General features: G+C 49.8%; 19 protein-coding genes and 1 pseudogene. 5 read left to right on the top strand and 15 right to left on the bottom strand.

Annotated features, from left to right (window positions below; all coding sequences use genetic code 11):
• Nucleotides 1–2 precede the first annotated feature (2 nt).
• From FYJ51_RS05185 to FYJ51_RS05195, 3 genes are read left to right on the top strand one after another with little or no spacing between them, the layout of a single operon-like run.
• Nucleotides 3–1,817 (top strand): cache domain-containing sensor histidine kinase, encoded by a 1,815-nt coding sequence (locus tag FYJ51_RS05185; protein WP_154504001.1) that lies wholly within the window; start codon nucleotides 3–5, stop codon nucleotides 1,815–1,817.
• On the top strand, nucleotides 1,814–2,758 hold the full coding sequence (locus tag FYJ51_RS05190) for a sugar ABC transporter substrate-binding protein (RefSeq protein WP_154504003.1): 945 nt from the start codon (nucleotides 1,814–1,816) through the stop codon (nucleotides 2,756–2,758). Before FYJ51_RS05185 ends, FYJ51_RS05190 begins: the two co-directional genes overlap by 4 nt.
• A gap of 14 nt (nucleotides 2,759–2,772) precedes the next feature.
• Nucleotides 2,773–3,762: a galactose ABC transporter substrate-binding protein gene (locus tag FYJ51_RS05195; RefSeq protein ID WP_154504005.1), complete on the top strand. Its 990-nt coding sequence runs from the start codon at nucleotides 2,773–2,775 to the stop codon at nucleotides 3,760–3,762.
• Between the two features lie 59 nt (nucleotides 3,763–3,821).
• Here FYJ51_RS05195 and FYJ51_RS05200 read toward each other — a convergent pair whose 3' ends face one another.
• The 3 genes from FYJ51_RS05200 to FYJ51_RS05210 all read right to left on the bottom strand — a co-directional run bounded on the left by FYJ51_RS05200 (nucleotide 3,822) and on the right by FYJ51_RS05210 (nucleotide 8,428).
• On the bottom strand, nucleotides 3,822–5,474 hold the full coding sequence (locus FYJ51_RS05200) for an ABC transporter permease subunit (RefSeq protein WP_105302903.1): 1,653 nt from the start codon (nucleotides 5,472–5,474) through the stop codon (nucleotides 3,822–3,824).
• 16 nt (nucleotides 5,475–5,490) lie between these two features.
• Nucleotides 5,491–7,002, bottom strand: coding sequence for a sugar ABC transporter ATP-binding protein (locus FYJ51_RS05205; RefSeq protein WP_154504007.1), 1,512 nt, complete (start codon nucleotides 7,000–7,002; stop codon nucleotides 5,491–5,493).
• A 115-nt stretch (nucleotides 7,003–7,117) separates the two neighbouring features.
• Nucleotides 7,118–8,428 (bottom strand): substrate-binding domain-containing protein, encoded by a 1,311-nt coding sequence (locus tag FYJ51_RS05210; protein WP_239928525.1) that lies wholly within the window; start codon nucleotides 8,426–8,428, stop codon nucleotides 7,118–7,120.
• Nucleotides 8,429–8,884: 456 nt separating this feature from the next.
• Between FYJ51_RS05210 and FYJ51_RS05215 the strand changes: the two genes are divergently transcribed.
• Nucleotides 8,885–9,538 (top strand): zinc ribbon domain-containing protein, encoded by a 654-nt coding sequence (locus FYJ51_RS05215; RefSeq protein WP_154504009.1) that lies wholly within the window; start codon nucleotides 8,885–8,887, stop codon nucleotides 9,536–9,538.
• Between the two features lie 287 nt (nucleotides 9,539–9,825).
• On the opposite strand, the gene FYJ51_RS13520 is transcribed toward FYJ51_RS05215, so the two are convergent.
• The 4 genes and pseudogenes from FYJ51_RS13520 to FYJ51_RS13530 form a co-directional block, all read right to left on the bottom strand.
• Nucleotides 9,826–10,185: a phosphatase PAP2 family protein gene (locus FYJ51_RS13520; protein WP_239928524.1), complete on the bottom strand. Its 360-nt coding sequence runs from the start codon at nucleotides 10,183–10,185 to the stop codon at nucleotides 9,826–9,828.
• Between the two features lies 1 nt (nucleotide 10,186).
• On the bottom strand, nucleotides 10,187–10,366 hold the full coding sequence (locus tag FYJ51_RS13525) for a hypothetical protein (protein ID WP_205946196.1): 180 nt from the start codon (nucleotides 10,364–10,366) through the stop codon (nucleotides 10,187–10,189).
• 207 nt (nucleotides 10,367–10,573) lie between these two features.
• Nucleotides 10,574–12,202: pseudogene (locus FYJ51_RS05225) on the bottom strand (subtype A tannase); the annotation flags it as partial.
• Between the two features lie 12 nt (nucleotides 12,203–12,214).
• On the bottom strand, nucleotides 12,215–12,382 hold the full coding sequence (locus FYJ51_RS13530; RefSeq protein ID WP_205946198.1) for a hypothetical protein: 168 nt from the start codon (nucleotides 12,380–12,382) through the stop codon (nucleotides 12,215–12,217).
• A 221-nt stretch (nucleotides 12,383–12,603) separates the two neighbouring features.
• Between FYJ51_RS13530 and FYJ51_RS05230 the strand changes: the two genes are divergently transcribed.
• The gene (locus FYJ51_RS05230) at nucleotides 12,604–13,383 is read left to right on the top strand and encodes a C39 family peptidase (RefSeq protein WP_105302900.1); all 780 of its coding nucleotides are present in this window, start codon (nucleotides 12,604–12,606) and stop codon (nucleotides 13,381–13,383) included.
• Nucleotides 13,384–14,596: 1,213 nt separating this feature from the next.
• On the opposite strand, the gene FYJ51_RS05235 is transcribed toward FYJ51_RS05230, so the two are convergent.
• The 8 genes from FYJ51_RS05235 to FYJ51_RS05270 form a co-directional block, all read right to left on the bottom strand.
• Entirely contained in the window at nucleotides 14,597–15,052 is a 456-nt protein-coding gene (locus FYJ51_RS05235; protein ID WP_154504011.1) for a hypothetical protein, read from the bottom strand.
• Complete coding sequence (locus FYJ51_RS05240; RefSeq protein WP_105302896.1) at nucleotides 15,053–15,421, bottom strand: RidA family protein; 369 nt, start codon at nucleotides 15,419–15,421, stop codon at nucleotides 15,053–15,055. It abuts the gene before it with no gap.
• Nucleotides 15,422–16,870 (bottom strand): beta-Ala-His dipeptidase, encoded by a 1,449-nt coding sequence (gene pepD, locus FYJ51_RS05245; protein ID WP_167836441.1) that lies wholly within the window; start codon nucleotides 16,868–16,870, stop codon nucleotides 15,422–15,424.
• Between the two features lie 125 nt (nucleotides 16,871–16,995).
• The gene (locus tag FYJ51_RS05250) at nucleotides 16,996–17,256 is read right to left on the bottom strand and encodes a hypothetical protein (RefSeq protein ID WP_205946199.1); all 261 of its coding nucleotides are present in this window, start codon (nucleotides 17,254–17,256) and stop codon (nucleotides 16,996–16,998) included.
• A gap of 139 nt (nucleotides 17,257–17,395) precedes the next feature.
• Nucleotides 17,396–18,244 carry an SAM hydrolase/SAM-dependent halogenase family protein gene (locus FYJ51_RS05255; RefSeq protein WP_105302893.1) on the bottom strand — a complete coding sequence of 283 codons (849 nt, stop codon included), beginning with the start codon at nucleotides 18,242–18,244 and terminating at the stop codon, nucleotides 17,396–17,398.
• On the bottom strand, nucleotides 18,241–19,089 hold the full coding sequence (locus tag FYJ51_RS05260; protein ID WP_154504013.1) for an SAM hydrolase/SAM-dependent halogenase family protein: 849 nt from the start codon (nucleotides 19,087–19,089) through the stop codon (nucleotides 18,241–18,243). The genes FYJ51_RS05255 and FYJ51_RS05260 overlap by 4 nt, the downstream gene beginning before the upstream one ends.
• A gap of 8 nt (nucleotides 19,090–19,097) precedes the next feature.
• Entirely contained in the window at nucleotides 19,098–19,946 is an 849-nt protein-coding gene (locus FYJ51_RS05265; RefSeq protein ID WP_154504015.1) for an energy-coupling factor transporter transmembrane component T family protein, read from the bottom strand.
• The gene (locus tag FYJ51_RS05270; RefSeq protein WP_277084677.1) at nucleotides 19,943–21,649 is read right to left on the bottom strand and encodes an ABC transporter ATP-binding protein; all 1,707 of its coding nucleotides are present in this window, start codon (nucleotides 21,647–21,649) and stop codon (nucleotides 19,943–19,945) included. The genes FYJ51_RS05265 and FYJ51_RS05270 overlap by 4 nt, the downstream gene beginning before the upstream one ends.
• Between the last annotated feature and the right edge of the window lies 1 nt (nucleotide 21,650).

Below are 21,650 nucleotides of genomic sequence, written 5' to 3' on the forward strand. Positions count from 1 at the left end.
GTATGAAACTGTTTTCCAGATACTTCGGGACGAATAAATCCGGGAGCTTCCGGACTGTCATTCTGATCTCGTTCAGTGCGGTTTCCATTCTGATGATGGCAGTCGTCGGAATGGTCTTTCAGAATCTCATGAACCGGGGAACCCGGAACATGCTGCAGGAATCCACGCAGAATACTGCACTTCAGGAAACCCTGAACATCGAAAACTATCTTTCCACGATCCGCAATACCGCAAACGCACTCTATTACGATGTCATCAAGAAAAATGATCTTTCGGAGGAGAGCATCCGTTCTAATATGCAGCTGCTCTATGCCGCAAATTCCAATCAGATCATCTCCATCGCGCTGTTCAGCGATGACGGCACCCTGCTCTGCACAGCTCCGAATGCAGTTCTGAAGAACAATCTGGATGTCACAGAACAGGACTGGTTCACTTCTGCGCTTGCCAAAGTAGAGAATGTTCATTTTTCTCAGCCCCATGTGCAGAACCTGTTTCAGTCTGCTTCGCATTCCTACAAATGGGTCATATCTCTGTCAACTGCCGTAGACATGACCCAGAATGGAAAAGCGAAGCGGGGCGTGCTTCTCATCGATATGGACTATCAGTCCATGGAACAGCTCCTGGAAGAGTCAAACTCCGAGCTGTCTGACAGCTATATCTATCTGATGGCAGATGATGGAGATATCATCTATCACCCCTACCAGTCCAGAATCCAGGCAGGTCAGTATACCGAAAATACGACGAAAGTGCTGACTTACGAAGACGGAGTGCACGTCGAGCAGGTCGGTGATACCCAGCAGATTGTCAATGTGAATACTGTTTCCTATACGGGCTGGAAGCTGGTCAGCGTAATTCCGGGATCGACGCTGAATCTCAATGAACGATCCTCCGGAAGCGTGATCATCATGATTATCTCGCTCACGGTTCTTGCCATCGTCCTCATCAACCGCTTTCTTGCCCGGCAGGTTTCCGAACCTCTGATCCGTCTTAATGATACGATCGCGAATATGGAAGGCGTCACGAATCTTCCACCTGAAGTATATGAGAACAGCTCTGCAGAAATCGAAGAGCTAGGTACCACGCTCCATTCCTATATTGCTCAGATCAACCGCCTGATGGATGAAATGCGACGGGAAGAAGAAGAGAAGCGCAAAAGCGAGCTCGATGCCCTCCAGGCGCAGATCAATCCTCACTTTCTCTACAACACGCTTGATTCCATCGTCTGGATGATTGAAGGAGAGAAATACAAAGAAGCGGTATTCATGATCACGCAGCTGGCTTCCTTCTTCCGCATGTCGCTGAACCGGGGCCATTCGATCATCCGCATCGATAATGAGCTGAAGCAGGCCGAGGCTTATCTGAATATCCAGAGAGTCCGCTACAAGCAGTCATTCGAAGCAGTGTTTGACATTGAAGATTCGATCGGTTCCTGTCTGATCGTGAAACTCGTGCTTCAGCCGATTCTGGAAAATGCGATCTATCACGGGATCAAGGAAGCAGAACAGGATGGCCGGATCCGCATTCATGGCTGGAGAGAACAGGACGATATCTATCTGGAAGTTTCTGACAATGGCTACGGCATGAGTCCGGAAGAAGTAGAGATGATTCTGAATGAATCCAGACGCCCGGCGGTTGAAAAGCATGGCTCCGGAGTCGGTCTCATCAATGTCGATAAACGTCTGCGCCTGCGCTTCGGAGATGCCTACGGACTCAAGGTCAGAAGCGAACTGGATGCCGGCACAACAGTGACGATTCATATTCCAGCCATCGAAGCCACCGAAGAAAACCTTGCCAGATATGAAGGAGAAACGGTATGAAGCAATCACGAAGCATCGCATTCATTCTCCTGATCATCGCTCTGGCAGTCACTGCAGCAGTATCCGGATACATCGCAGTCGCTCCGGAAAAAGAAAATCCGCAGCGTGAGATCACCGTTGTCCTGCCCAATGCATCAGAAGAACGATGGAACTCCTTCCGGACCGGCATCCGAGCTGCCGCAAGAGAATACGGCATCTCACTGACCATCATCAGCACCACCGAAGACAATGAAGCAGACCAGATCGCCTCTGCGCTGGAAGAAAAGCCCGATGGAATCATCGTTTCCCTTCTCTCCGATCAGACTGCCTCGGTTCTGGATCATTCTTCCGTTCCGACTGTACTGCTCGGAACCAGAGGCTCTCTGGAAACCAGTGCAAGACTGAGTCAGATCTCTCTCAGTGCAAAAGCAGCAGGCGTCAGCCTTGCTCAGCTGGTCCTGTCCTACCGCAGTTCTGCTTCTGACCTGAAAATCGGAATTCTCTGTTCCGCAAACAGCTCCTCTGAGCTCACGGAGCGGCTGGCAAGTCTGAATGAAGAACTCGCCAAGCATGAAATCAGTCCGGTATGGATTCTCAGGGATACCAGCCAGGTCTCACTGATCCATGCGCAAGCAGAGACTCCTGCCGACCTGATCATTGCCCTGGACAACGATTCTCTCGAGGCAGCAGCAGAATACCGGGAAGCACACCCGGATCAGATCTTTGGCCTGTATGGAATCGGCATCTCCACCACCTGCATTTCCTATACCGATTCCGAAGTCATCGATAAGATGATTGTCCCCAACGAATATCTTGCCGGGTTCACTGCCATCGAGCAGATCTCTGACTACTGCTCGTCCAGAACTTCCATGGAGAATACTGCCATCGATTATTCGATCATCACCCGGGCAAACATGTTCACGAAGAAAAATCAGCAGCTGCTGTTTCCGATCAGCCAGTAGCTAGAAAGGATGCCATGAAACTGATCTTCAGCACAATTGCACTGATTCCGGCTCTGGCCCTTTCCGGATGCGCTCCCGCTTCCGCAAAGAAGAAGAGCTTGAATCTCGGCATTGCCGTCTATGACGGCGATGATACCTTCATCGCCTCCATCACGGAAGAABTCTCTGAGCTGGCAGAAGCGGATGGAGTTCATTACACCATCCGCAATGCAGATCACTCACAGCTCACCCAGAACGAGCAAGTCAAGGACATGATCGATGACGGGATGAACGTGATCTGCGTCAATCTTGTTGACCGCACAAGCACTTCTGCAATCATCAATACGGCAATGAAGAATGAGATTCCGGTGATCTTCTTCAACCGCGAGCCGGTAGAATCCGATATCACCCGCTGGGAACATCTTTATTATGTCGGCAGTGATCCGGAAGAAAGCGGCCGGCTGCAGGGACAGATTGCAGCCGCTTATCTCAGCCAGCACCCGGAAGCAGACCGGAACGGGGACGGGCAGATCCAGGTCTATGTCCTGGAAGGAGAACCAGGACATCAGGACGCGATTGTCCGCAGCGAATCTTCCGTCACGACACTGCAGAATGCCGGCGTCCGGATTGACAAGATCGGCTATTCAATCTGTGACTGGAACCGCAAGGAAGCACGGACTGAAGTAGCCAGACTGATCCAGGAAGGAACTGAAGCAGAACTGTTCCTCTGCAACAATGATGATATGGCAGCCGGCGCCGTCGATGCATATGAAGCAGCTGGAATTTCTCAGGATGATCGCCCACTGATCGCCGGAATTGACGGAACTTCAGTCGGGTGCGAACTTGTTCAGAACCATGCACTGATCGGAACGGTCTACAATGACTACAAAGGACAGGCAGCAGCGATCTACCAGCTTGCGGCTGCCCTTTCCGGAAACGGAGAAATGCCCGAGCTGACTGATTCGCATTACATCACGCTTCCCTACCAGAAAATCACGCCGGACAATGTCTCCCAGTTCCAATAGATCAGTCCAGAAGAAAAGCCCCGCTTCGGGCTTTTCTTCTGGGTATTCAATAGGAATGATTACTTCTTCTGAACGTACTTCAGGCAGTCCAGCGTGACAGCCGTCAGAATGATGATGCCTTCAAATACGAACTGCAGGTTGGTATCAATGCCGAGAATCGTCAGGGAATACGTCAGTGAGGTGAAGATCAGAACGCCGACCACGACACCGGAGATCTTTCCGATACCGCCGGTGAAGGAGACACCGCCGACCACGCAGGCAGCGATTGCGTCCATATCCCAGCCCTGGCCATAAGCGGCAGAACCGGAACCGACCATGCGCATGCATTCAAGCCATGCGCCGATGCCGTACATGACACCTGCAAGCATGAATGCGCAGAGAATCGTCTTGAATACAGAGATACCGGAAACTGCTGCAGCATCAGGATTGCCGCCTACTGCGAACAGGTTCTTGCCGAACATCGTCTTGTTCCAGATGAACCAGATCACGCAGATCGCACCAATTGCCCACAGGATGATCGTCGGAAATCCGTTGATCTTCGGAATGAACATTGCCGGGATCGAGGAATCAATTGCACCGAACGAGACACCCTTGGTCGCATAAGTGACAAGGCCGAAGATGATCAGCATGTTGCTCATGGTGGAAATGAACGGATGCATCTTGAAGCGGGCAAAGAAGAAACCCGCAATCGTTGCGAAGATCGTCGTCAGAATCACACATACCAGCAATGCCAGCCATGCACGTCCAGCCGGAGGAATCGAGGTGAAGTCGAAGATGTGTCCGAATACCGAACCGGTATTGACGCCCTGATGCATGATGATGGTCGCAGTGACCATGCCCATGCCGACCATACGTCCGACGGAAAGATCAGTACCAGTCAGGACAATGAGTCCGGCAACGCCGAGCGCCAGGAACATACGCGGAGCAGCCTGCTGCAGAATGTTCAGGATATTCGTCACCGTGAATAACTGCGTGTTCTTCAGGATCGGCGTGATGATTGCCAGCATGATGAAGATCAGCACGATGACGATGTAAAGTCCGTTCTTCAACAGGAACTGTTTCCGGTTGAAGGTATACTTATAGTTCTCACGGGACTGGGCCCACTTCTCTGCAGTCGTGAACTTCGACATCCGGAGATTGTCAATCAGATGATACTGATACGTAAATGCCTCATGGCGGCGATCCTTGATTGCCTGCATGACATTGTCATACGTCAGCTTGGCATCGAACTGCTTGTTCTTGTAGACATACTTCTCATCTTTCAGTTCGTTCTTGTCCGTGATGCCGGAAATCGTCTTTTCGTACTCGGCCTTCAGCTCAGCAAGCTTTGCATTGTATTCAGCCTCAGCTTTGCTGCTTTCAGCATCGCAGCTAGCACAGACTTTGCTGTAATACAGGCTGTCATAATTCTGCTTCAGATAGTCTTCTGCTTCTTTTACCAGCTCATTGACTTTCGTGCTGTTGGCACGCTCCACCTCTTTCGCAGCAGCCAGCTGCTTTTCCAGATCTGCAGTCTGCTTCTTCCGTTCCTCAGAGGTGAGGTTTCTGCTGCTCTTCACAGAAGACAGCTTATTGCTGAGGCTCTGAATCTTCAGGCTTCCATCTTTTCTCAGTTCATCCAGCTGTTCCTGAATTCCGCCGACTTTTTCTGCAATCGGGGCCTTGAGTGCCTCTTCTTCTTTATCGGTCAGAATCTGTCTCTTGTCTTCCATCTTCTTATACCCTCTCTCACAGATACATAGCGCTGAGTCTCAGCAGCTCTTCCTGATTTGTTTCCTTCGTATTGACGATGCCGGAAAGGTGTCCGTTTGACATCACACCGATCCGGTTTGTGATTCCGAGAATCTCCGGCATCTCAGACGATACCACAATGATGGTCTTTCCCTGTTTTGCCATCTGAATGATCAGTTCGTAGATCTCGTACTTCGCACCGACATCAATACCTCTCGTCGGCTCATCCATCATGAATACGTCAGGTTCACGTTCCAGCCACTTTCCGAAGATCACCTTCTGCTGGTTGCCTCCGGAGAGACTTGCGATCATATCATCCGGTCCCAGGCATTTGGTATGCATGGTCCGGATTTCCTTTGCGGTTGCTTTCTTCATATCCGGATCAGACAGGACAACCGATCCATGCTTATACTGGTCCAGATTGGCAATCGTCGTATTGAAGGTCAGATCTCCCTTGAGGAACAATCCATTTGCCTTGCGCTCTTCTGTGATCAAAGCAAACCCATTGTCCATCGCTTCCTTCGGATTGTTGAAGTTGCAGAGCTTGCCATTATAGTACACACGCCCGCTCGCTCTCGTACGGACACCGAAGATCGTTTCAAGAAGTTCGGTTCTTCCAGCTCCGACCAGACCATACAGACCGAAGATCTCGCCTTCTCTGACATCGAACGAAATATCCTTCAGCCATGGCTTATACTTTGTGAACAGATGCTGAACCGAGAGAATCGGTTCTTTCGGAGTATTGTCTACTGGCGGAAAACGATTATCCAGAGAACGCCCGACCATTGCCGTGATCAGATCATTCATATCCGTCTCTGCAATCTTCTTCGTCATGACCATGTGACCATCACGGAGAACAGATACTTCATCGCAGATTTCGAATACTTCATCCATCTTATGCGAGATATAAATCAGAGAAATGCCGCGATCCCGCAGCTTTCTCATCATTCCGAACAGTTTCCGGACTTCCGGCTCCGTCAGCGAAGACGTCGGCTCATCCAGAACGATCAGCTTGGAATGATAGGAAATTGCCTTGGCAATCTCGCACATCTGTCTTGCTGATACGGACATCGTCCGCATCGGAGCACTCAGATTCACGGTCAGGCCCAGACTGCGGAACAGTTCTGCAGCCTCCCGCTTCATGCGTGCTTCATCGACCACGCCGAACCGGTCGGTCGGATATCTTCCGAGGAACAGATTATCTACAACAGTGCGATCAAGAGCCTGATTCAGCTCCTGGTGTACCATTGCAATTCCATTTTCCAGTGCATCTTTCGGACCCGCAAAGTTGACTTCCTTGCCATCCAGAACAATCGTTCCCTCGTCTTTCTGGTAAACACCGAAGAGACACTTCATCATCGTGGACTTTCCGGCGCCGTTTTCTCCCATCAGTCCCATGATGGTTCCGCGCTTCACATCCAGGTTGATATGATCCAGAACGCGGTTGCGCCCGAAACTCTTGCACATTCCCCTTATTTCAAGAATATTGTCTTTTGATTCATCAGCCATGCTATCACCTCATACAGTGGTGAAATCCTCCGCGTATTCCGCATCAGATTTCATAAGATGAAGGGCTGCAAGGAACAATTGCCCGCAGCCCATCAGGAGAAGCTCAATTCAGAAATTACTGAAGCAGCGAAGTGTAGGAAGCAGCGTTGTCCGTCTTGACCATGTTGATTGCAAATGCATCATACTGATCAGGATTTCCGAGACGGTTCGTGATATTGGATTCCGTCTGGCCATCGCCGCCGATGTATTCAACATCGAGGTTCAGCAGATCGTCATACTTTTCCAGCAGCGGCTGATAGGTAGCACTCAGGAAGTTATCTGCAGCATTGTAGATGTCGAGCCATACTTTCTTCGTCGGGGAAGTTCCAGCATCGAGCTGATTGCTTACCGGCTTGTAAGTAACAGTAGCATCCAGGAAGTCCTGATAATTGTCAGCAGTGACAGCAAGGTTCAGAGCATAGAAGGAACGCTGGTCTGCATTGTATTCATAGTCGGTGCCTTCCGTCAGAACGTTGCCAGCATCATCTGCAACAGAGATACCAGTATTGATATCAACACCATCCAGGCAGTTTCTCAGAACACGGAGCGTAAGATAAGCCTGAACGTCAGCATGCTGGGAGATCGTTCCTGCATAGCCATCAGCGATTGCGGCAACAGCATCAGAGTTTGCGTCATATCCGAAGGTCGGAACATTGTTCTCCTTGGACCAAGCATTGAACATTGCCATGCCCATGCCATCGTTATTGGAAACAACGACATCAATCTGATCGCCGAAGGAAGAAGCCCATGTACCGATTGCGTTTCCTGCTGTAGCAGCATCCCATGTTGCACCAGCAGAGTTCTTCATTTCCTGAGAAGCAAGTTCACGTACGACATAGGTCGTTCCGTCGATTTCAATGGAGCCATCCTGAACATTGGTGGAAGATCCATCAACGTTGGTTCCTACCGGCTGAGCATTGACGCCATTTGCATCATCAACTGCTGTGCCGAGGGCGCTGCGGACGCCGCGGGTACGTGCGATGGAATCGTTATGTCCGATATCGCCGATTGCAAGAACATAGCCGATGATTCCGTCACCATTGCGATCCAGTTCAGCACCGTGAGAAGTGATATAATCAGCAACCATCTGTCCCTGGAGTTCAGCACCCTGGTTCGCATCGAATCCTACATAATAGGTATCCTTGTTCCAGTTCAGAGCAGTCATATCCAGTTCACCAGTCGAGCTGTTGGACGGCTGACGGTTGAACCAGACAAGCGGCTTTGCTGCATTTCCTGTAGCCTCTGCTGCTGCAGCAGCGGTCGCTGCCGAAGATGCCGCAGCAGCTGAAGTAGCAGCTGCCGAAGAGCTTGAGCCGCCGCATCCTGCAAGCAGAGTTGCAGACATTGCAGAAGCCGTGAGAATACTGAAAATCTTCTTCGAGTTCACAATTATTTCCTCCCTTGTGATCTGAGGTTTCCCTCATCAACAGTTATAATTTAGCAAGCGCTTACATTCTGGACCATACAATTTTTTTCTGTGAACCCTTAAGATTTTTTGGTTCTCTTCTTGTGAATTTTTTCCTTCCGTTTCCCAGGTTTCTGAAGAAAAAGTACCTTTCGAATGTCGATTCCCTTTATCATGTATGCAGGTAAGTACCTTGTTATTTAATGCATTGAAATGATCTGATTCCTGCATGCAGAAATCTGCTCGGAAAAGCCAAGGCAGATCAGGGTGAAGCAGGTATTTCTTTTCCATATATAATAGTAAAACCGTACAGATTTCTGTATCGTTCGATCAAAAGGCTCTCATCCTTCAGACCATTATGGATTTTGTGAAGTGATGTGATTTACCCAATTCTTCCGGAAAATGATTACAGTGAAGAATGAAAGGAAGGCATAGAATATGTCTGATATCGAAACAAGAGGATTCATCACTGAAAAACTATATCCGGCAAATGGCCGTTCTGCTCAGGATACGGCCTATGCGTTGGCAAAATACCTGGATACGGATAAGCATATGATCACCCAGATCATGCGTACCCGCCAGGGCTATCTCGTCCAGTGCAAGGGAGATGCCAACATGGAATGGACCAAATATGTCGGCATGGACGCTGCAGTAAGCATCCGCATCAATGAAGAAGACGCGAATCTAAGGATCTCGGTGGCTGCCGAGAAATGGGTTGAGAAAGCCGGCTTTGCGGCACTCGGTATCGTCTTCTCCCCGCTGCTGGTAACCGCAGGGCTCGGAGCAGTCCGTCAGTTCGGTCTCTTCGATGATATCTTCCGCTTCCTCGACAGCTATATCGGCGCAGAACCGCTCGAGACAACTACTTCGAATCCATTTACCGGAAAGAATGCAAAGGATGCGGACAGCACGGTCAGCAGTGACTCCGTCACCTGCCCGAGCTGCGGAGCTCTGAACAAGCCCGATGCGAAATTCTGCCGGAAATGCGGAAAGCCGATGCAGATCTCCGGAGAGAAACATTGTCCGAACTGCGGTGAGGTTGTTGATGAAGATGACAGTTTCTGCCCTAACTGCGGTCAGAAACTGAACTGACAGAATCCGATAAGAACTGAGGAGCCTTCTTAGCTGAAAGTTCCTCAGCTTTTTTCTATCCACCAGAGATGAATCTGAAGAGATAGACGCATCAGATTGCAGAACGTATGCTCCGTATAGAATATTGAGAACAGAGCGCTGTTCTTTCTGAAGGAGATCTTATGAATTCAGCACTTCTGATCGGCAACTGCCGGCATGCCATGGCTAATTTATACCCCGTGATCCTGGAACAGGGCTGGTAGGCAGATGGAATCTGCACCCGCTCGCTGGAACATTCCGAAGCTGCACTAGCGAATTACGGCTTTTCCGGAATGCCTTATGAAGTCATCGGAACGATGCTTGCTTCTGAATCCGCTTCGAAAGTCATCGATATGCAGATGAGCAAGATGATCCGCAATCCGATAAGCCGCCCATCCGCAGAACAGACCGGTGACGATCCCTGTAAGGATACCCGCCGGATAATGCAGATACAGGTACATTCTCAAAAACGCAATCAGACATGCAAGCACCCGTGCCGGCACTCTCAGCTTTCTGAAAGAATCCGAATTCATCAGCACGAAAACAGCCGCAAACGAAAATGACGCATGTCCGGATTGGAAGGAATAATCTGTCGGCCGCGGCACCAGCAGGACAATTGCTGTATTCACATCACAAGGCCGCACTCTCTGAAACAGTTTCTTCAGAATTCCATTGCATCATATGACATCCAGGGCAAGTGCCATCAGTATCACCATTCCCGCTGTTCTCGTCTTCTTCAGCAATAGCAGAATAAACGGGAGAATCAGAAAAATCACCAGACCATTCGAAATCAGCGGCATCAGAAATCAAGCACCGGACCTCTCAGCGTCTGTATCGCATTCAGCATCTGCAGTTCCATAAGCTCCTCCTCAGGACAGAATCTCTTATCCGCAAAGGAGAATAGCAAAGACATTTAACACAAATCCGTTCAGAATCTGAACAAATTCTTAACATCCCGATTCAGACAGAAAAAAGCTCCGGAGATTGTTCTCCAGTGCCGAATTTCCAAAGCAGTCTCTACTTCGTGCACTCTTCAACCCAGGCAATGAAGTTGGAGACATAATCTCCGGTACGCTCAGCAGTAGTATGACCGAGTCCCCAGACCGTTGCGAAGTCTACTGACTTCACGCCGGAATACTGCTGCAGTGCAAGAGCCAGATTCGCTTCAGTGGTAAGAGCAGTATCAGACTGGCTCAGACCAGTGCGGATCCGCCAGTAAGAAGCCACATCTGCAGTCCCGCATACATCATAAGAATCAAGCAGGTAATACAGAGGAGTATACATATTCAGACGGGTCTGAACCATATTGCCGACACTGTCTGTCTTTGCAAGATCCGTTTCAAACGAAGAAGCATAATCAGTGCCGCGGACAATCTCTGCAAGCGTCGAATCAAAGTGTGCGCCATTGCCATCGCCATATBCGAACAGCGTATTCTCACCCTGGCTTGCATCAAGCTGATCAAACGCAGCCAGTCCTTTGGAAGCATTCTTCATCACCTTTACGAAGTCAGCAATCGAAGTGATGGTTGCCGTATTCGTAGCCGTATCATAGGTTACCCAGGTTCCATTCGCATTCAGCGCATCAATGTAGTCCTGAGCAGTCTCATAAGTACCAGTCAGTGACAGGCCGGAAGAATTGCTGGTGTCTCGCGTGATGCCATCGTTCTGTTCTGCATTAGCCATATCATTGCTGGAGGAAGAAGAAGTATCTGCAGAAGCCGAAGCATCAGGTGCTGTTCCATCCGGTGCTCCATCTGGCTTTTCGCCATCCGGCATGCCGCTTCCGTCCGGACCGCCAGCCATAGAATTGCTTGAGGATGCGTCATACGGGAATTCCGTATCACTCAGGAAGTTATTCAGAGATTCCTCAATGACTGACTTCAGATAATCATAATAGGAACCAGACTGATAGATGCCATCATCAGATGCCTCCAGAGTTAGCACATTGCCATCCGCGTCCTTCAGATCTGCACTGTTGACCCATTGTGCATAAGCATTTGCAAGCGCATCGCTGATCGACTGTTCTTCATCGCTCAGTCCGCTGCGCGTAGAACCCATCATCCATTCATACGATTCATCCGCAGTATCCAGATTCGTGATCGGGCACCATGCCATCACACCCTGAACTGCATCGCTCACTCCCATGACCGCGCCGATTGCTTCAAGATACGGCGTATAGAGATCGCTGTTGCCGGAAGAACCGAGAATCGAACCCTGGGCACCTCCGCCGCTCATACCGAATACGAAAATCTGATCCGTATCACCGGCAATCGTCGAGGCAGAATATCTGAGATACCGAATCGCAGCCTTCATGTCCGTGACTCCCGCAGGAGCACCAGCATCTCTGCCTCTGCATCCGGCATGCACATAGACCATGCCCTTGCTCGTATACTCGGTGAAACTCTGATACTCCGTCAGCGCTTCCTGTGCAGAATAGCCCGGCGTATTCACCGGCATCACAATCGGTGCGGTCGATGCCGTATAGTCATTCACTTCTGCTTCCGTATTGACGGTCACGGTATAAGTACCGTCGCCATTGTCTGTCGTATCAAAATAGCTGCCCGGCACGAAGATCGCCAGCGTCTCATAAGAAGCATCAGCCGGATCAGAACAATACTGAATACCGATCTGATAATAGACATCATCGTCGCTGTTGTACTACCATTTCGTGTTGTCGATCATGGAAAGATCTGTGGCAGCTGCAGCAGTCGCTTCTGTTTCTGCTGAAGCAGGTGCAGAAGCACTGCTATGTGTACTGGCCGTCGAGCTGCTGCACCCGCACAGCAATAGTGCCGCAGCCGAAATGCCTGATATGACTCGTTTCATTTTATGCCTCCGAACACAAGTCATTTTATCTAGGAAATCTGAAGTCTTTCTGAATCCCATCTGCAGATTTGTTCAGATTTCCATTCTGCTTCAATTCCGGAAATCTATTATTATTAAACTTATTGTTTACTTTTACGAAACTGTCTGATATAACTTTTTCATTCCCGGCAGGAGACGCATCACTTCAGAAACAGACACCGGGAAATCAAGGGGGAAAACAAATGAAAAAACAGGTTTCTTTTCTTCTTCTCTGTGCATCTCTGTTAGCAGGATGCACCTCGTCTGGTTCTGCATCTCACGGCAATTACACCGATGAAATGAAAATTCCTCATACCGTGGATCTGAGTCCGGAAGACGGTTCCGACAGCGTAGAGCGTCAAGGCGACCATAAAGACAGTCCGTACTTCAATACACTGGACTTCTATAACATGAACTCCACGGATACTCTGACCATTTTGCACAACTTCAAAACCCAGCAGCAGACTTCTGAATGGAGCTGCGGCGTTTCGTCTGCACTCATGGTGATGAACTGGTATGGGAAACTCGGCGATTATAACGAAGAAAGTCTCGCTGCTTTCCGCAGCAACGGCACGGAGCCAGGCGCTACCAGCATGTCTCAGCTGGTCGAGATCTTCGACGGCGTCGGCGGCTTCAATACATACTCCACGCTGGACTGCATGGATACCGTATATGATGTATTCACGTTTGACTATATCCAGGGCACGCTGAAACAAGGCCATCCGATCATCGTCGGCTGGAACGACTGGGGCGGCCACTGGCAGGTCATCATCGGCTACGATACCATGGGAACCGATACGACCCAGGACGATGTAATCATTGTGGCAGATCCCTACGATACAACTGACCACAACCAGGATGGCTACGGCGTCTACAGTGCGGAGCGCTTCCTGTACAACTTTACGTTCTACAACTTCTTCGATGAAGAATCCGGGGAACCGAATGACATGTGTTTCCTGACTGCAGTACCAGTCGAAGAGTAACTATTCAGAATGTCTGAGTTCTCAGGCATTCTTTTTGGCTTAATTTGCAGGTTGGCGATCTAGGCTAATAAGCAAACAGGTCCGAAGTCTTCATATCACAGATTCTGAAGAAGTCCGGGACATTGCTGAGTAAAGTTCTGACCTCAAGCAGCACTTCATCAGCAGCCAATCTTGCATATTCAGGACTGTTGCCAGCAGTGCAGCAAGCTGGGTTGATATACTTTGCTGCCACTCCTCTGTATCCGCGATTCCATTCATCAAAGATGGTCTTCAGAGATAGATATAGGGCTTATGATCACCTGCTGCTCGAAACTCACAGTTCTTCTGATTCAGGATCCTCTGATATGCAGTCTTGCCATCAATCCAAGTCAAGGCAGTTCCCAGAAAGATTCTTCTGAATTTTCTCGATATCTTCCAATTTCGGAGCTGCCATGTTCGCTGCCTTGAGAACTGTATCTCCTTATCTCTGCACTGCGGTAAGCAGACATATCTGTCCACTGGAAAGCCCGCGATTTGATGCTTTTCGCTTTTATCACTGTTCAGAAGGTATTTTTCATCCATCTCTACTTCATCGGAAACCACTGTTTCACTGGCAATGGATTCCAGGGCGTGGAGAAGCTTCATGCGCATTCTCCAGACGGTATAAGAGCTGATGCCGAGGCTCTCAGCAGTCTTCTGGATCGGAACCTGCTGAAAAGTGTCCTTGATCAGCTGATCCCATTTCGAACGGACCTGCTAAGAGTAATACGTGAGATGACCATAGTCGACCACGGTCCTATGATTGCATGAATGGCAGACAAGCATCTGCTTTCCGGAGCTGGCTCTTCCGCCTCTGGTTTAGTTCGAAGTCTTTGAGCCGCATTTTGGACAGATCTTTATGCAGTAACTCCGGGAAGCAATGTTCAGGATCATGCAATTCTCCAGATCGGGCAGAAGCTTCTTCTGGTATGGGAACAGAGTGGAATAAATGCGGGTATCTACCTCTCTAGAGGCAGTCTAAGCCATTTGTCTGCAAGTACTGTGCTCCATTAGGCACAGTGAAGAAGAAAATCACCAACTCTAATTAAGCCAATGTATTCTTCATATTCTGGTTCTCCTATTCCCGAAAGACCTGGTATCACATGAAAAAGACCGGGTTTTCCCGGTCTGTCACTCTCCTGAATGAGGATATCAGCAATCACCTTGCGTGCAGGTTTCTGCTCAAGCAATATCTTTATCTGACTTCCCGGTCTTTCCTGCCGGAACGGATCGAGGAATGGTTCACCTCAATGCCATGGCTTCTGATGATCTGTTCAACTTCCGGATGACGTTCCAGCCTTGCCGAAAATTCCAGCATGCGATCGCCATCCTGATTGTAGAGAAAGAAGCCCTGCTTCATGCACATGAACTGAGAGATTTCTTCATACTTCATGTTCTTAGGCTTGCCAAAAAGCCTGATGTAAGTGACCCCTTCATCTGTGAAGATCATGCGGCAGCGCTGCCGCATTACAACCAGGAGCCAGCCGAGGACTGCAGCCCCGAGGCAGATCAGTTCTACCGGCAGGATTCCGTCCTGGCTTTCCTCAGGCATGGTCAGACACATGATGAACAGAATTGAGAAAACTACTCCGGAAATCAATCCGACCACGAAAGAATTATCGTCTTCCTTCAGTACTGCAAGTTTCTTCATTCACTCCTCCGCAACCGCTTCAATCTCACAGAGCAATCCCTTCGGCAGCGTCTTCACTGCCACGCAGCTTCTTGCCGGCTTCCCGGTAAAGTACTTCGCATATACTTCATTGAAAGCCGCAAAGTCTTTCATATCGGCCAGGAAGCAAGTCGTCTTGATGACTTTGTCATAATCGCTGCCGCCTGCTTTCAGGACTGCGCCGACATTTCTGCAGCTGAATTCTGCCTGAGCTTCAATTCCTTCCGGGGCTTCGCCGGTCTTAGGATCGACCCCGATCTGACCGGAAGTAAACACAAATCCCTTTGATACATAACCCTGGGCATACGGCCCGATCGCTGCTGGTGCATCTGCTGTTCTGATTTCTTTCATTCAATTGCTCTCCTGTTCTGCACATGCTGTGATCATTTCCCGAAGCATCTCATAGCTCCGATCAAATGATGCAAGATCAAGCCGTTCTTCCGGAGAATGGACATCCAGACAGATCGGTCCGAACGTAATGATATCAATTCCAGGTCTCATGCCGCTGAAGATTCCGCATTCCAGACCACCATGACTCGCATGGCATTCCAGCTTCTCACCATGTTTCTCAAGCACCATGGCAAACTTCTTTCTGAGATCCGAATCTTCTTTGTAGTTCCAGCCCTTATACCGGCCGAGAATCTGAACCTGAACTCCCATATACTGAGAAAGCTTCTTCACCTGACCGATCATATGATCCAGAGCACTGTCAATCGCACTCCTGGCAAGGATCTGCATTTCCGCTTTATTTCCGTCAGTATACAGAATGCCGAGATTCAGAGACGTCAGCGTCAGCCCCGGGATCGCCATAGACTTATGCTGGAATCCATCCGGGATCAGATACAGGAAATCCAGAAGCTCTGCAGAAGAATCTCCATCCGCCTGTTCGCTGACCGGATCTTTCTGCTTCAGCTCTGCCGCAAATCCTTCATCGCTGTACTGCAGTTCTTCATGAATTCCTGCCGCGCTCTGTTTCACAGAGCTTTCCAGCTCAGCATATGAAGCAGAAGAAGTAAACAGGATCCTGCTTTCTCTGGTGATCGCATTGTCTTTTCTGCCGCCATCCAGACTGACAAGATGGAGAGAGATTCCTCTTCCCTCTGCTTCCTCGAGAATCCGGGCTGCCAGCTTCAGCGCATTGGCCCGTTCCCGATCAATCATCGCTGCGGAATGGCCGCCTTTCAGTCCATATACATAGAGTTCATATGCAGGGTCTGAAGCAGGCTCCATCTTCATCTCATAACTCATATGGATCGTGGCAGCTCCAGAACTTGAAAGCCCGGTCACGTGCTCTCCGCCGCCATCCAGGGAAATCAGCCGATCGCCATGCAGATCCTCCGGAACAAGCTTCTGTGCTCCGACCAATCCGATCTCTTCTGCAGTCGTGAACATGCATTCCAGCGGCGGATGGACAAGCGTATCATCATCCAGCACAGCAAGCATGTATGCAACCCCGTTGCCATCATCTCCGCCAAGCGTGGTGCCTCTTGCATGAAGCCAGCCTTTCTCAACATACAGATCAAGCGGATCTTTCTCGAAGTCATGATCCGAATCTGAAGTCTTCTCGCACACCATATCCATATGTGCCTGCAGAATCAGCACCGGGTCATATTCATGTCCCGGGGATCCCGGTTTATCAACTATCACGTTCCATGCCGCATCCTGCTTTACTTTCAGATTGCGTTCTTCTGCAAACTTCACGACAAAGTCGCTGACAGCCTTCTCATTCCGGGAACCGCGTGGAATCTCTGAGATCTTCTTGAACCAGTAGCATTGCGGCTTGCTGAGATCGAATTCCATAAGCACTGCCCTCCTGTTTCTCATTTCCATGATTTTATCATGTTCCGGAGGATTCTTTCTTTCTTGCCAGTATTTCTTTCACAGTTTCAGAAAAAATGATTAGAAGTTTTTTTCTCTGGATCATATCAGTGATGATAGACCATCTGATGAAATCTCTTCAGGGCAATCGTTCCCATGCCGAGAACCCATACAATAATGACTGCAATGGTAAGCGCCAGCGGCAGACTCTGAATCCGCGGTGTCATGATCTCACGGATCGCTTCATTGATCCAGGTCAGCGGATCCAGCAGCGCGATCACCTGCATCACCGGCAGAGGAGAAAGCTGATGCCAGGTATAGAAGATGCTGCCACGGAATACCACCGGCATCATGAAACCCGGGAACATTGCAGCAACCTGAGAAGGCTTTACTATCTATCGTCAATGGGCCGAAGGCGAAAAAAAGATCCCGCTTCAGAAACTGATTGACCTGACAGACAATCTGTTCATGAACGGGATTTCCTCCATTCAGAAATTTCAGTGATGATTACTTGCTGAGCGTTACTTTCCAATGCTTTGACGGATCCATGTGATACCTCTTCAGGAAGGAAGCCTGGTTGCAGGCAATGCAGAGATACAATGTGCTGCCATTGAAGATCAGCGGTGCTCCCTCTGAAAGGAAGCCGAACGAACGGACGTAGTCAATTTCGCCATCATACACCGTCTCTTCTCCATCGCTGATATTCAGATGATACTTCTGATTCAGCTCATAGCCATGCGCTTCAAGATCACTGATCGGGATATTCGTGAATACATTTCCGAATGTTCTCGAAACCGATGTCACTTCTCCATACGCCGTATCTCCCTGCCATGCGGCATGAAGCGGCTGAGGGCAGCGCACGATCTCGGAAACCGGATAAGCAGGACCGACCTCTTCAAATGAAATCACGCCTGCCGCAAGTTTCGCTCCGCAATACGCAAACAGATCTCTTCCGTGGAACACGGAAGTCTTTACCGTGCTCTTCAGCCGGTTGACAGTCTCATCGATCTCCCGGATTTCTTCCACTCCGATGAACTCTTCCAGATGCGTCAGCGTACCGTTGTCCGGAGTCACGACGAACTTTCCGTCCTTCAGCTTTGCCACGCAGGCTCTGCGCTTCGTGCCGACCCCGGGATCCACAACAGAAACAAATACCGTTCCCTTCGGCCAGAATGGTTCTGCATACATCAGAGCATCAGAAGCCTGCCATACATTGAACGGCTCGATGCTGTGGGTCAGATCTTCCAGTCTCAGCGATTCATCGACACTAGCCGCAACTCCTTTCATTGCTGCAGTGCCGATATTATCCGCACCGAAATCCGTCATCATGACAATCCATCCGTCAGTTTCTCTCATTTCATCTTCTCCATTCTGAATTTCCAGGTAAGTCCGGTATCCAGATGATATGCCTCCATCAGATTCCCGCAGTTCAGATCCAGCGCAAGATATCTGGAAGACCCCTGGTACAGGACAGGCTTTCCTTTTTCCACAAACCCGAAAGACTTCTCATACGGAACGCTCTGATCAAAGAAGACCTGACCTTCATGCATGATCATCACGTGAAAACGATCTCCATAGGAATATCCTTCGCTGCGGAATGCTTCATTCGTCACATTGAGCAGAATTCCTCCGAAGTGGCGATTGCCCGTCAGGATCCATCCTTCCAGCATTCCAGGCTTCAGGATTGCTTTTTCATAATACTCCGGGCATTCGACAATCTCAGACACCGGATAAGCAGGACCGACTTCTTCAAAGGAAATCACTCCTGCCGCAAGCTTTGCCGCACAGTATCCGAACAGATCGCGGCCATGAAATACGGATACCTCCTCCGGCCCATGATAGCGGTTGACCTTCTCGTCAATCTCACAGATTTCTTCAATTCCGACCTGATGAAGCAGATGCGTCAGACTGCCGTTATCCGGCGTCACCACATAGCTTCCATCTTTCAGCAATGCCACAGATGCTCTGCGGCTAGTTCCGACACCAGGATCCACGACCGATACAAAGATCGTTCCTGGTGCCCAGTATGGTTCCACTGTCGCAAGCGACAGAGAAGCCTCCCACGGATCGAAGTTTCTGATCTCATGGCAGAGATCCACCAGATCCAGTCCGGGATCCACCTGTTTCATGACTCCCTTCATCTCCGBCACTGCACCCCAGGACAGAGAAAAGTCAGTCTGAATCACAATACTCGGTTTCATATTCCTCCTCAGTACCACGGACTCCAGATCAGATCCGATCCGAAGCGGATATTATGAATCACCAGCAGAACAAATAATACGATCTGAAAAAGAATCACAATTCTCATCTGCCGATCTCCCGGCGTATCTTCATGCTCAGAATAATAAGTTCTGGTCTTTCCTTTCCCGAACCCTCTCAGATCCATTGCATTTGCAATGTTTCCGACCCGGTCGAACGAAGTGATGATCAGCGGTGCAAGAATCAGCACATTCTGCTTCAGACGCGTGCTGAGCTTCGTCTTGCGGGAATCCAGCTCCATTCCTCTTGCCTGCATGGAGATCTTGATATTGCTGAAATCACGAGCAATATCCGGAATATAGCGAAACGCAAGTTCCACGATGAAGCATCCCTTGTACGGCATCCGGATCGAATACAGTCCGGCAGCCAGCTCACTCGGCGTGATGCTCTGAATGAACACCAGCGATACAAGGAACGTCGCCATGAACTTCATGAACCGCACCAGGAAGTACCACATCGTCTCTCTCGTCACAATCGCATATGAATTGAACCGGAACAGAATCGTGGAACCTCCGACCATCTGAAGTCCGTAGTCCGGTTCTACCAGCCACATCAGAAACAGATTCAGAAGATTCACCGCCACCACGAAGATCACCAGCGGACGGATTCGCTTCCAGCTCGGATGCAGCGAGAGAAGCGCAATCAGAAACAGCACGAACAGAGGCAGGATGATGCGCAGATCCCAGGTTGCAATCAGGATCACGATGAACAGCAGAAACAGACGCACCTTGGTCTTGCCCGTAAGCTTGTCAATATACGTGGTGCCAGGATGCAGATTGATGAACAGCCGATTGTTCATGACCGCTGACTCCTCTCTTCCCGGATGAATGCATGGATGAACTGTTCCGGATCCAGCCCGGATTGCTTTGCCAGATGAACCAGCGATGTCTGCTTCAGATTTGCTTTCCGAATCACTGCTTCATCGCTGAGCACTCTGGAAACCCGATCATCCGCAATCAGCTCGCCATCCGCGAATACCAGCGAACGATCCGTGTATTCAATTGCCAGATGCATGTCATGGGTGATGAACAGGATCGTGATTCCATAATCCCGGTTCAGCTTCTCGAGGAAGTTCATGATTTCCGTATAATGCCGGTAATCCTGTCCGGCCGTTGGCTCATCGACGATGATCACCTCCGGATGCAGACACAGAATCGAAGCGATCGTCACCCGTTTCTTCTGACCATATGACAATACGGATACCGGCCAGTTGCGCATTCCATAAAGGTCGCACATCTTCAGCGCGTTGCCGCATTCGTTTCTGATCTCTTCTTCAGAAGCCCCGTTCAGAGTCATTGCCAGAGACACTTCATCATAGATGATGTCTTTGACAATCATCTGATTCGGATTCTGCATGACATAGCCGATCAGCCTGCCAAGCTCCCGGATACTGTACTGCAGGCAGTTCGTCCCGCGGAATTCCACCGAGCCCGATTCCGGCCGGATGATTCCGCAGAGCAGTTTTGCCAGCGTGCTTTTGCCCGCTCCATTCTTGCCGATAACCGAGATGCGTTCTCCTTTTCGGACAGAGAACGATACATCCTTCAGCGCCTGCACATTCTCATAGCGGAAGGAAACATCCTTCACTTCAAGCAGAACTTCTTCTGAATGCCTGCTGTCTTCTTCTTTCACCCGTTCCTGTCCGTAATGTGCCCTCAGGACCGGTGCATACTTCTTCATATCCAGACGTTCCAGATCAGAAAGCACATCGTCTTTGCCGAACTGGACACCTGCATTCTTCAGCGCCGTGAGATACAGCGGCTCCCGGATTCCGGTCTCCTTCAGCAATCCGCTTCTCAGCAGCTCATCCGGAGTGGTATCCATCTCGATCTGCCCTTCTTTCAGAAGAATAATCCGGTCAACCGGACGATACAGTACATCTTCCAGCCGATGCTCAATGATCACGACCGTCTTGTTCTGTTCCCGGTGAATCCGGTCAATCAGATCCACGGCCGTCATGCCCATGGCCGGATCGAGTGCTGCCAGCGGCTCATCAAACAGAAGCACCTGAACATCGTTGTGCAGTACGCCAGCCAGTGCCACCCGCTGTTTCTGGCCGCCCGAAAGATCATACGGAACTTCCTGAAGGAAGTCCTCCATGCCGACCACCTGAGCAGCCTTATCTACCATCGGCAGCATCTCTTCTCTCGGAACGGCATCATTTTCCAGTGAGAACGCAATATCCTCGCCAACGCTCAGACCGATGAACTGGGCATCCGTATCCTGCTGAACCGTTCCGACGATCGAGCTCAGAGAAAAGATACCGGATTCCGATGTTTCCTTTCCAGACACCTTCAGCGAACCTCTGATCTCTCCCGGATAGGAAAAAGGAATCAGCCCGTTGATGCAGCAGCCAAGAGTAGACTTGCCGCTGCCGGAAGGCCCGAGAATCAGAACCTTTTCTCCCTGATAAATCGTCAGATTGATATGCTTCAGCGTGAACTCCGTCTGCGACTTATATCGGAAGGAGAAATCGGAAAACTCAATGACAGGCGCCTTCACA

This window comes from Stecheria intestinalis, from assembly GCF_009696165.1.
In the GTDB taxonomy this organism is placed as follows: domain Bacteria; phylum Bacillota_I; class Bacilli_A; order Erysipelotrichales; family Erysipelotrichaceae; genus Bulleidia; species Bulleidia intestinalis.